The sequence below is a fragment of the Acidovorax sp. LjRoot194 genome, assembly GCF_964253015.1.
Classification (GTDB): Bacteria; Pseudomonadota; Gammaproteobacteria; order Burkholderiales; family Burkholderiaceae_C; genus Acidovorax.
Map to the genome: position 1 here is coordinate 3,319,706 of NZ_CAXUQB020000001.1, position 11,810 is coordinate 3,331,515.

Below are 11,810 nucleotides of genomic sequence, written 5' to 3' on the forward strand. Positions count from 1 at the left end.
GCGGTGGCGCCGCATGCGTTGGCGCTGAATTTAGGCGACCTTTGGCGCTGGCAAACCGGACGCTCGCCGTTTGAAATGAGCGGAACTGCCCAGCTTGCCGTGCATGTTCACTTCGTTGAATCCTCAGCCTCAGTCTGAGCGACATTGAGCGGATGTGCTGGACACCACGGAGTACCGGAACTCGGATGTTATGGAGAGGCATGCCGACTCCGGTGAAGAGGGGGCAAACCAAGCCTCCACGTCCACCCCATTCTTTGCATCATGAAAAAATCGGGCGACTCTATTCCAATCCACCACGACGTTATCGTTCGCTCCGCAGAAGATATTGGTGCTGGTATAGCTCTTGCCGGAAGCAACGTAACTTTATTCCACCAGAGGAAACTGGCGTGTGCCTCGACTGACCTTTACGGGGAAGCTGTCAATCCTCGTAAACCGAACCGGTGTACTGAGGTGTGTGCATTTTGTTGTGGGCGCGGGCAGCAATAGAGGGGCCAAGGACGCCCCAATGATCGCGAACGTGGCGATTCCAAAAGAGATGGTGACGATGCGGCGATTCGATGGGGGACGCCTAGGGACCCCTTGCACCTGTCAGCTTGGATAGTACGTGTTGATGACCACCTCCGGCCTTTTGCGCAGAACCAGGACCAGTACCACGAATGCACTCAGATAGGTGGCTCCCAGAGCGGTGAGTGCAGCGCCGGATTGAGTGGCATGCCCCAGGGCATGTGCCAGACTCGAGAAGTCCCACAAGGCGTGGAAGAGCATTGCGACCCAGAGGCTGCCAGTCAACCGGCGCAGCAGATAAAGCGCCGTGCCCGCGCAAAACGCCAGTACCACCTGCAGCAGCGCCGCCGCGCCAAGTCCAAAGAACGCGTTGCTGGCGTGCATGAGGCCGAAGAGCGCGCTTGACCAGAACCACACCCAGGCTTCCGATCCAAGGGCATGGCGCAGGCACACCAGCAAGATGCCACGATGGACCATCTCTTCGCAAAAACCCACGAGCAGCATCGCCCCGGCCAACACCAGGGCATGCTGCAGCCCCATCGATGCCCAGTCGGCACCTTGAATGTTCAGCGCAATGAAGGCGCACATGGGCAGCGCCAGCGCGAGCTGATACATGGGCGCCTGCATGCGGGGTTCGCGGGTGATCTGTGGCCACCATTGCGCCAGCCCGTTGAAAATGCACAGCGCAAACGCCGCCAGGCCCAACGGCAGGATGACACCCCGCAGCAGGTTTGCCGACGTACCCAGCGACGCATAGTCGATGCCAAAGAATGCCCATGCCGCAGCCACCCAGCCTGCATAGGCGAGGTAGATGCCCAGCCCGATAACCCAGTGAGGTTTGAGACGCACGATGGTGAGACCCTTTGCAAACTCAAAAGCTGGCGACCAAGGCCACCACGCCAAGCACGCACGCACCGGACCACACCAGGAGCCCGAAGCCGATGGCCAATGCAGCCAGCCAGCCGATGCCAAGCTTGACGCGGAACCAGGCGGCTTGAACGCCCAGCATCCACATGCACGCCAAAGCGAACGCAATCGCACCTACCGCTGCCGTGCTGCGCTCGTGCAATTGTGTGGCGATGAGGCCCATCGAGACAACCAACGCAAATGGCGAGGTCAGGTAGCACTGCGCGAAGAAAGGCTGGCGCAAAGTGGTGCGCGACGTGAGTTGCCCGCGCGCTCTCAGCAGCAGCACTGCGGCTGACAGCGGAATCAGACTGAAGAGCAGGCTGCGAAAAAGCAGTAGGTTCTGCGGAGAGTTGAGAATCTGGCGGGCAAGGGGGGCGGCATCCGCGGCTTGCGAGACATGCAATGCCGTGCCCACGGCATTGACCAACAGCAACGTGAGCAACAACAGCAAGGGGGGGCTCACCGCACTGTCATAGGCATCGGGCTTGTTCGCAGTCTCTTCCTGCTCAGCGTACTCCATGGCCTGGAGCGGCCTTGAGACGATTCGCAACAGCGTCTTGGGGTAGAAGAACAGCAGAGCTATCGCCTCGAAGACGAACTCCTCAAGACTTCGCAGCAACTTCATCAGATCCATGGTTTGCTTCGCCCCCAAAGCTTGCAACAACTCACCTGCCCAAGTGACCGAGGTTGATGTCCCCATCTGGCCGATAGTACGTGTTCAAAGACAAGGAGCAGATGGCAGATGGCAGAAACGCTGCCTGACAGCCGTCCGCAGCGTCAGGCCCATGGACAGCAGCGCTGCGCACGACACCCCCGCCAGAACTATCACTCGTCGCCCGCCGACCCCGGCGCCGCCACCAGCTCCCACTCCCCCAATTGCTCGTTGGTGGCAATCAGCCGCCCCACCAAGAGCTTGATGAACGCCTTGTCAAACCGCGACTGCAGGTCTTCCGATGCACCCTGCAGCGCGGGGTTGCGCACCTTGAGCACCAGCACTTCGGTCTCTGCCACGGCCGTGGCGGTGCGCATCTTGTCCTCGGGCCGCAGGTAGGTCATCTCGCCCAAGGTGACGCCGGGGCCCAGAGTGCTCAGGGTCCAGCCCTGGCGGCTGACGCTGACCTGGCCTTCGATGAGGATGCAAAACGAGTCGCCGGGCGTGTTCTCGCGCATGAGCACCGTGCCCTGCTCCAGTCGGCGCCAGTGGCCCAGGCGCATCAACTCCCACAGTGCCACGTCGTGAAAATCTCCAAAGAAAGGCAGCGCCCGCAGCCGCGCAAAACGCTCGGCCTCGGTGTCCTGCGACTTCTGGCGCGGCAGGCCCTGGTGGGCGGCCAGCAGGGCCTGGGCAAAGTCCTGCCAGGTGGCAAAGCGGTCGGCTGGCTGCTTGGCCATGGCGCGCAGCAGCACGTCGTCCACATGGCTGGGCAACGAGGCGCGCAGCAGGCTGGGCGGCGTGGGGGTTTCGTTGCTGATCTTGTAGAGCGTGGCGAAGTCGGTATCACCGTCAAACGGGCGGCGGCCGGTGAGCAGCTCGTACACCACCACGGCCAGCGAGAACATGTCGCTGTGATGCGTCAGGTCCTGCTCGCGCACCTGCTCGGGCGACATGTACGACGGCGAGCCCACCAGGCCCGACAGTTGCGTGGCATCGCTGCGCAGCGACAGCGCGGCGCCGAAGTCGGTGAGCTTGATGTCGCCGTCCTGCGCCAGCATGAGGTTGGCGGGCTTGATGTCCCGGTGCACCAGGCCTTCGCGGTGGGCGTATTCAAGGGCGTTGCAGCACTTGAAGGCGATGTCCAGCACCTGGGGCACGGGCAGCAGTGCGTCGGGTGTGGCGTAGGCCGACAGGGGCTGGCCGTCGACGTATTCGAGCACCAGGTACGGCGGTACGGCCTCTTCATCGGCATCGAGCAGGCGCACGATGTTGGGGTGGCGCAGCCGGCCCGACAGCGCCGCCTCGTTGCGCAGCAGCTTGCGGTAGCGCTCGGCCTGCTCGGGCTGCTTCAGCAGATGCGCGTGGGTCTGCTTGATGGCCACCTTGCGGCCCCGAAAGCCGTCCAGCCCCAGGAACACGATGCCGCTGGCGCCCCGGCCCAGCTCGCGCTCGATGCGGTACTTGCCGATGCTTGCCGGGGGCGCGGAGGTTGCAGTGGCCATGGTGTGAACGGGGTTGGAGCCTTCGGAATGGAGCCTGCCGTCAGCGCCCGGTCAGAGACCTGACAGTGCTTGCTCGAAGTCTGCGAGCAGGTCTTCAACCTCTTCCAGGCCCACCGACAGCCGGATCATGCTGTCGGCAATGCCCATGGCGGCGCGCACCTGGGGGCCGGCCTCCCAGAAGATGGTGTGAGCGACCGGGATGATGAGCGTGCGCGTGTCCGCCAGGCCCGTGGCCTTGATGGGCAGCTGCAGGCGGTTGCACACCGGCAGGCAATGGTCGGGGTTGCACAGCTCGAACGACAGTAGCCACGAGCCGGCCTTGAGGTGTTTTTGCGCAAACGCGTACTGGGGGTGCGATGGCAGGCCGGGGTACAGCACGCGCGAGACGGCCGGGTGCTGCTCCAGCCACTGGGCCAGCGCGAGCGCCGTGGCGCTGGTGCGGTCCATGCGCAGCGACAGCGTCTCGGCGCCCAGCGCGATCTGGTGCGCGGCGTGGGACGACAGGGTGCCGCCCATGTCACGCAGGCCCTTCTTGCGCACCTGCTGCAGGCCCCAGCCCTTGGCGTCGCCCTTGCGGTAGGGCGCAAAGATGTTGGGGTATGTGCTCCAGTCGAACAAGCCGGTGTCGGTGACCGCACCGCCCAGCGCCGCGCCCTGCCCACCAATGCTTTTGGTGAGCGAGTTGAGCACCAGGCCCGCGCCCACCGTGGACGCACGGAACAGGTAGGGCGACGCCACGGTGTTGTCCACCACGTACAGCAGCCCGCGCTCGCGGCAGACAGTGCCGACACCTTCAAGATCAGGGATCTGCGTGCCGGGATTGGCGATGGTCTCGACAAACACCATGCGGGTGTTGGGCCGCACCGCAGCCGCCACGTTGGCGGCGTCGGTCACGTCCACCAGGGTCACCTCGATGCCCAGGTCGGCCAGCGTGCCGAACACGCTGTTGGTGTTGCCAAACACGAACTGGCTGGCCACCAGATGGTCGCCCGCCTTCAGCAGCGTGAGAAAGATGGCGCAGATGCCCGCCATGCCCGTGGCGAACACGATGGTGCCCTGCCCTTTTTCCATCTGGGTGATCTTGGCCTCCAGCGCCGCCGTGGTGGGCGTGCCCTGCCGCGCGTAGTTGAAGCCCCCCTTGGCGGTGCCCTGGAACACGGCGATCAGGTCTTCGACCTTGTCGTAGCCGTACTGCACCGAGGTGTGGATGGCCTTGTGAATGGCCCCATGCTCCGCGCCGCCCTGGCGGTCGGCGTGGAGGATCTCAGTCGTGAAATGGTTGGTCTGCGGTGTCGTCATAAAAGTAAGCGGATTTCTGGGTCAGCTATCGTCACAGGCTCTGAATCTGGCGCGCCCTCAACGCCAGTGCACCCGTGGAACCGGCTTTGCCGGGCCACCGGGTGCGTCCCCCCTCAGGGGGGAAGGCGCGCAGCGCCTCAGGGGGGCTACCGTTCAGGCGCGATGTGCTCCGCGTAATCGTACAGGGCCCCCAGGATGTCCTGCGTGCGGTCGTCTTCAGCGGTCTCCGACAGCGTGTCGATTTCGGTGAACAGCTGCTCCACCGTGCGCGCCCCGCCCTGCCCGTCGAACAAGCAGGCTGCGCGGTGCGCCTCCCACTGCTGCGCTTCTTCAGGCGACAGCGTAGCGGGGAAGTTGCGCGCCCGGTAGCGCCACAGCAGCTCGGCCAGGCGCGGGTCGTCGAACGCGGCGCGGGAGCGGGCCAGCTTCTCGCCGCTCATGGTGCGCAGCTCGTTGAGCAGGCGGCGGTCGTTGTTGCCCACAAAACCGCCGTACAGGTCCTGGTCCACATCGGGCGTGGCCTCGGGCGGGCGGGCAAACACGGCCGGCCAGATGCCGCTCATGTCGGGCAGGCTGCGCGCCACGTTCGCATGCTGCGCGGCCTGCTCCATGTCGATGCCCCAGCGCTGCGCCAGCGCGGGCGTGAGGGTGTTCACGTTGCCCACCACCATGGGCGACTTGTTGAGGTGGATGGTCTTGACCGGCAGGCGCGTGACGCCTTCGGGCAGTGCGTCGGCCTTGCTGAACATGCGCAGGCGGATCTCGTCGACACCCATGGTGGCCAGGGGTGTCGGGTCCTGGGACAGGTCCCAGGCGATGAGTTCGTTCTTGTTGGTGGGGTGGCTGGCCAACGGCCACATCACGCCCAGGCAGCCCCGGTCCGCCGGGAACATGCCCGAGACGTGCAGGAACGGGCGCGCGGTGATCGCTGTGGCCGGCAGTCGCAGTTCGGTGGCCACGCGGTCTTTCTTGTGCAGCGACAGCGCAAAGTCGAACAGCTTGGCGTTGTGCTGGCGGATGAGGCGCGCCAGCGCAATGGTGGCGCGCACGTCCGACAGGGCATCGTGCGCGGCTTCGTGCAGCAGGCCGTTGGCTTTGGAGAGGTGCTCCAGCTTGAAACTGGGCGCGCCGTCTTCCTTTTTGGGCCAGGTGATGCCGTCGGGCCGCAGAGCATAGGTCATGCGGACCACGTCCAGCAGGTCCCAGCGGCCGCACTGGTTCTGCCACTCGCGCGCATACGGGTCGATCAGGTTGCGCCAGAACATGAAGCGCGTGATCTCGTCGTCGAAGCGGATGGTGTTGTAGCCGACACCGATGGTGCCCGGCTGCGCAAACTCGGACTCGATGCGGGCGGCGAACTGGTGCTCTGGCACGCCTTGTTCCAGGCACTGCTGGGGCGTGATGCCGGTGATCAGGCACGATTGCGGGTCGGGCAGGTAGTCGTTGGCCGGCTGGCAGAAGATGTTCAGCGGCTCGCCGATCTCGTTGAGGTCGGCATCGGTGCGGATGGCCGCGAACTGCGCGGGCCGGTCGCGGCGCGTGTTGGCGCCGAAGGTTTCGTAGTCGTGCCAGAGAAAGGTGTGTGAAGCCATGGACAGAAGACGGTGGGCAGTCGGTAGCTAAAGGACGGGCAGCGGGCCCGTCGCGGTGGGCCAAATGTAACCCGATTTGAGGCATTTTTGGCCGCTACCGCTTGCTATTCAAGCGCTGGCAGCTATCAAATTAATAGTGAACTGCCGAGCCGTTCGCCACACCGTCACTGCATCGCCATCGCGCTTGCCATGATTGCCTGGCCCTGCTCCGTCACCACCGCATTCACGCGGTGATACACCTCCAGCGCAGCGGAGGCCCCGTGGGACGGGACAATGGTGCATGACCCGCACCACGCTTGTTTCTCCCGACTTCTCGCGCAGCGCACGGACAAAAATGCCTGCTGCACTCTTGACGTTGACCGCCGCATTGGCCCTAGCGGGCTGCGCCGCCCCTGTCCACGGCGGGCGGCCCGCTGTGGCACAGGCACCTGCGCAGACGGTGCAGGCCTCGACGCCGGCAACAGGTAAAGCGCCCGCTGCAACTTCGGTATCGGCCGTATCGGCGGTATCGACTGCGCCTTCAGCCACCGCCACATCTGCCACCTCACCCAGGCCAGTCGCCACCCCCCCTGCCCCGGCCAGTTCTTCCGACGCGGACCACATCGCAGGCTTTGCCGTGTGGAACAGCTCGTTTCAGGCCCAGGCCCTGCAGGCAGGCATACGGCCCGACACCGTGCGCAATGTGTTGGCCACCGCGCAGTGGCAACCCCGCGTGGTGGAGCTGGACCGCGCCCAGCCCGAGTTCACCCGCACCCCGTGGGCTTACCTTGACAGTGCCGTGTCGCCGCAGCGTGTGGCGCAGGGCCAGGCCAAGCTGGCCGAGCATGCGGCGGCGCTGCAGGCCGCGTCGGCACGCTACGGCGTGCCTGCGGCGGTGATTACCGCCATCTGGGGTATGGAAAGCAACTACGGCAGCAACTTCGGCACCTTCCGGACGGTGGATGCGCTGGCCACCCTGGCCTACGAAGGCCGGCGCCGCGCCTGGGCGCAGAACGAGCTGTTGGCGGCCCTGCGCATCATCGACCAGGGGGACATCGCCGCAGACCGCATGATCGGGTCCTGGGCAGGCGCCATGGGGCACACGCAGTTTCTTCCGTCCGTGTTCTTGCGCCACGCCGTCGATGCCGACGGGGACGGCCACCGCGACATCTGGGGCAGCGTGCCGGACGTGGCTGCATCCACGGCGGCATTCCTGGCTGGCGAGGGCTGGCGGCGAGGCGAGATCTGGGGCGCTGAAGTGAAGCTGCCTGCAAGCTTCGACCACGCGCGCACGGAACTCAGCGTGCGCCAGAGCTCTGCCCAGTGGGCGGCAGAAGGTGTTCAAACCATGGACGGGCAGGCTTTGCCGGCGCTGGAGGCTGCCTCGGTGCTGGCACCGGCGGGCGCCCGCGGCCCTGCATTTTTGGTGGGCCACAACTTTCGCACACTGCTGCGCTACAACAATGCCGTGACCTACGCGCTGGGCGTGGCCCAGTTGTCACAGCAGATCGAAGGCGGGGCGGCCATCCTGGCAGTGTGGCCCCGCGACCTGCCCGCGTTGTCGCGTGAGCAAGTGCAGGCGCTGCAGATGGCGTTGAACGAGCGGGGGTTTGACACGGGCAGCCCTGACGGAGTGCTGGGCCCGGCCACCCGCGCGGGCCTCAGGCGCTATCAGCAAAGCGAGGGCCTGGTGGCCGACGGGTACGCAACGACCGAGTTGCTGACCCGCCTGAAAGGTTCGGCAGGCCCAGCGGCGGCATCTACCGCAATCCCCGCCCGATAGCCGGTAAATGCGGCAAAAGGGACGCTGCGGACAAGCCGCAGCGCCTGATGCATTGGGTCAGAGCCCTGTGCTGCGCTTGACGGCGTCAGAGTGCAGGGCTTCGCTCAGCTGGTCGACGATCATCGCCCATGGCGCGTCGGCCTTGAGCTGCTCCACCAGAAACTGGCGCTGCGCATCGCTCCAGTATTCCGCTTCGCCCAACGCCACTTCGGTGGGCAGCTGGTGGCTTTTAATAAAGTCGGCGATTCCCTGCTCGCTCTCATCGAGGCCCAGCTGCAGGAAAAGGTTGGTCATGGTGGGTTCAGTGGTGATCATGGGCAAGGCTCCTTGTTGTGAATACGCTGGCAACAAACGGTCAGTGAATGACCTCCAGCGATGCGTGTGTTGAACATAGCAGCTTGTGCTGTGGCTTAAAGCCCGACTCTGCCCGCCCAGGGCGGTTTTCTGCAATTTGAGCTTTTGCCTCAAGGTCTCCGCATGGAATGTCTTGCGCGCAGTAGAGCCGACGGCTGACAGACGCGCGTGTGTGCAAACACTGCCATCGCCCCACCTCCCCCCAAAGAAAAAGCCAGCCATCTCGATGATGGCTGGCTTGATCGAAAGACGTACCGAGCGGCTTGACGGGCCGCCGATGCCATGTGTGGCTCTGCAGGGTCCGCTCTGGAAGCCTGTCCGGATGATCAGGTGACTACCAAGTTACCCATCATTAAAGGGTCACCTGGCCGCCGCCTCCTCAGTCGGCCGTCGCCTCTTCCGGCTCGGTCGGCTCGGACTTGGCCGAACGTTCCTTCTTGGTCACCGGCTGGATATCCAACAGCACCTCGGGAGTTTCCACGCCCTTGTCGTCGGTCTTCACCTCGATGTCGACCGTCAGGCGTCCACCGTCCGTGAGGCGGCCGAACAGCAGTTCGTCGGCCAGCGCGCGGCGGATGGTGTCCTGGATCAGGCGCTGCATCGGACGCGCGCCCATCAGCGGATCGAAGCCCTTCTTGGCCAGGTGCTTTCGCAGCGTGTCGGTGAAGGTGACTTCCACCTTCTTCTCGGCCAGTTGCGTTTCCAGTTGCAGCAGGAACTTGTCCACCACGCGCAGGATGATCTGCTCGTCAAGCGCCTTGAAGTTGACGATGGCGTCCAACCGGTTGCGGAACTCGGGCGTGAACAGGCGCTTGATGTCGCCCATTTCGTCGCCCGCCTGCCGCGGGTTGGTGAAGCCAATGGTCGCCTTGTTCATGGTCTCGGCGCCAGCGTTCGTGGTCATGATGATGAGCACGTTGCGGAAGTCGGCCTTGCGGCCGTTGTTGTCCGTCAGCGTCCCATGGTCCATGACCTGCAGCAGCACGTTGAAGATGTCCGGGTGCGCCTTCTCGATTTCGTCGAGCAGCAGCACCGCGTGCGGCTTCTTCGTGATGGCTTCGGTCAGCAGGCCACCCTGGTCGAACCCGACGTAGCCCGGAGGCGCGCCGATCAGGCGGCTCACGGCATGGCGCTCCATGTACTCCGACATGTCGAAGCGGATCAGCTCGATGCCCATGATGTAGGCGAGCTGCTTGGCCGCTTCGGTCTTGCCGACGCCCGTGGGGCCGCTGAACAGGAACGAGCCGATCGGCTTGTCGCCCTTGCCCAGGCCCGAGCGCGCCATCTTGACGGACGACGCCAGCACTTCGAGTGCCTTGTCCTGGCCGAACACCACGCTCTTGAGGTCACGCTCCAGCGTCTGCAGCTTCCCGCGGTCGTCGTTGGAGACATTGGCCGGCGGAATGCGCGCGATCTTGGCCACGATCTCTTCGATCTCGGCCTTGCCGATGGTCTTCTTGCGCTTGCTCGGCACCATGATGCGCTGGGCAGCACCGGCTTCATCGATGACGTCGATCGCCTTGTCGGGCAGATGGCGGTCATTGATGTACTTGGCGCTCAACTCGGCCGCGGCTTGCAGGGCGGCCGCAGCGTACTTCACGCTGTGGTGCTCTTCGAAGCGCGACTTAAGGCCCTTCAGGATGTCGATGGTTTCCTGCACCGTGGGCTCGACCACGTCCACCTTCTGGAAACGGCGCGACAGCGCGGCGTCTTTTTCGAAGATGCCACGGTATTCCGTGAAAGTGGTCGCGCCGATGCACTTGAGCTGGCCGCTGGACAGCGCCGGCTTGAGCAGGTTGGATGCATCGAGCGTGCCGCCAGAGGCTGCACCCGCACCGATCAGGGTATGGATCTCGTCGATGAACAGGATGGCGTTGGGCTTGTCCTTGAGCGACTTGAGCACGCCCTTCAGACGCTGCTCGAAGTCGCCGCGGTACTTGGTGCCCGCCAGCAGTGCGCCCATGTCGAGCGAATACACCACGGCCTCGGCCAGGATTTCCGGCACGTCGTTTTGCGTGATGCGCCAGGCCAGGCCCTCGGCAATCGCCGTCTTGCCCACGCCGGCTTCACCCACCAGCAGCGGGTTGTTCTTGCGGCGGCGGCACAGGATCTGGATCGTGCGCTCGACCTCGTAGTGGCGGCCGATCAGCGGATCGATCTTGCCTTCCTTGGCGGCCTGGTTCAGGTTCTGGGTGAACTGCTCCAGGGGCGACGCCTTTTCGCTGCGCTCGCCGCCACCGCCCTCTTCGCCTTCAGCCTGGTTTTCGGCCTTGGCGGGTTCTGGCGGCTCGCCCTTCTTGATGCCGTGGGCGATGAAGTTCACCACGTCCAGGCGCGTCACACCCTGCTGGTGCAGGTAGTACACGGCGTGCGAATCCTTCTCTCCGAAGATGGCCACCAGCACGTTGGCGCCGGTGACTTCCTTCTTGCCGTTGCCCGTGGACTGCACGTGCATGATGGCGCGCTGGATCACACGCTGGAAGCCCAGCGTGGGTTGCGTGTCCACCTCATCAGTGCCTGCCACCTGGGGCGTGTTGTCTTTAATGAAGTTCGACAGCGATGAGCGCAAATCATCGATGTTGGCCGAACATGCGCGCAGCACTTCCGCTGCGCTGGGGTTATCGAGCAGTGCCAGCAGCAGATGCTCCACGGTAATGAATTCGTGGCGTTGCTGGCGGGCCTCAACAAAGGCCATGTGCAAGCTGACTTCCAGTTCCTGGGCAATCATGTGAACTCCTTTGTGCTTGCGTGGAAGGGATAACTTTAGATCGGGACAAAAGACCTGTTATTCAACAGGCTCACTGACACATTGCAGTGGGTGGCCCGCCTTGAGGGCGGCGTCAAGCACTTGTTCCACCTTGGTGGCTGCCACGTCGCGGGAATACACCCCGCAGACGCCTTTGCCATCGAGATGAATTTTCAACATGATCTGGGTCGCTTGTTCACGGTCCTTGCTGAAGAACTCCTGCAGAACCACGATGACGAACTCCATGGGGGTGTAGTCGTCATTGAGCATGACCACCTGGTACATCTGCGGCGGCTGGGTCTTTTGGGTGCGTCTTTCGAGCACGACCGAACCGCCATCATCCCGCGCTGGCCGTATGACGGGCGGCGCGGTGGGGGGTGAAGGTGGTTTAGTTGCCATGAAAATCATTCTAGCCATCCGCGCGGCCTGCTGCCGCGAGAGAAATCTGGCGTTGATCCTGTTTTTTTCAAGGTCATGCCCCATCGCC

The 11,810-nt window shown here is 64.2% G+C and carries 9 protein-coding genes; 1 reads left to right on the top strand and 8 read right to left on the bottom strand.

What is annotated here, in order from left to right; genetic code table 11:
• Positions 1–588: 588 nt before the first annotated feature.
• From ACSQ3N_RS14920 to sbcB, 5 genes are all read right to left on the bottom strand, one after another.
• Positions 589–1,353, bottom strand: a complete 765-nt coding sequence (locus tag ACSQ3N_RS14920) for a CPBP family intramembrane glutamic endopeptidase (protein ID WP_056165537.1) — start codon at positions 1,351–1,353, stop codon at positions 589–591.
• Between the two features lie 22 nt (positions 1,354–1,375).
• Positions 1,376–2,047, bottom strand: a complete 672-nt coding sequence (locus tag ACSQ3N_RS14925; protein WP_156370496.1) for a permease — start codon at positions 2,045–2,047, stop codon at positions 1,376–1,378.
• Between the two features lie 191 nt (positions 2,048–2,238).
• Positions 2,239–3,570: a protein kinase domain-containing protein gene (locus tag ACSQ3N_RS14930; protein WP_056165532.1), complete on the bottom strand. Its 1,332-nt coding sequence runs from the start codon at positions 3,568–3,570 to the stop codon at positions 2,239–2,241.
• Positions 3,571–3,621: 51 nt separating this feature from the next.
• Entirely contained in the window at positions 3,622–4,869 is a 1,248-nt protein-coding gene (locus ACSQ3N_RS14935) for a cystathionine gamma-synthase family protein (protein WP_436146685.1), read from the bottom strand.
• Between the two features lie 146 nt (positions 4,870–5,015).
• Entirely contained in the window at positions 5,016–6,461 is a 1,446-nt protein-coding gene (sbcB, locus tag ACSQ3N_RS14940) for an exodeoxyribonuclease I (protein WP_056165528.1), read from the bottom strand.
• Between the two features lie 280 nt (positions 6,462–6,741).
• On the opposite strand from sbcB, the gene ACSQ3N_RS14945 reads away from it, so the two are divergent.
• Positions 6,742–8,223: a lytic murein transglycosylase gene (locus tag ACSQ3N_RS14945; protein WP_436146686.1), complete on the top strand. Its 1,482-nt coding sequence runs from the start codon at positions 6,742–6,744 to the stop codon at positions 8,221–8,223.
• Positions 8,224–8,280: 57 nt separating this feature from the next.
• Here the strand turns inward: ACSQ3N_RS14945 and ACSQ3N_RS14950 are convergent, their stop codons facing one another.
• The 3 genes from ACSQ3N_RS14950 to clpS form a co-directional block, all read right to left on the bottom strand.
• Positions 8,281–8,538 carry a DUF2789 domain-containing protein gene (locus ACSQ3N_RS14950; protein ID WP_056165526.1) on the bottom strand — a complete coding sequence of 86 codons (258 nt, stop codon included), beginning with the start codon at positions 8,536–8,538 and terminating at the stop codon, positions 8,281–8,283.
• A gap of 418 nt (positions 8,539–8,956) precedes the next feature.
• Positions 8,957–11,305: an ATP-dependent Clp protease ATP-binding subunit ClpA gene (clpA, locus tag ACSQ3N_RS14955; protein WP_056165524.1), complete on the bottom strand. Its 2,349-nt coding sequence runs from the start codon at positions 11,303–11,305 to the stop codon at positions 8,957–8,959.
• A 57-nt stretch (positions 11,306–11,362) separates the two neighbouring features.
• Positions 11,363–11,731 carry an ATP-dependent Clp protease adapter ClpS gene (gene clpS, locus ACSQ3N_RS14960; protein ID WP_056166438.1) on the bottom strand — a complete coding sequence of 123 codons (369 nt, stop codon included), beginning with the start codon at positions 11,729–11,731 and terminating at the stop codon, positions 11,363–11,365.
• Positions 11,732–11,810 lie beyond the last annotated feature (79 nt).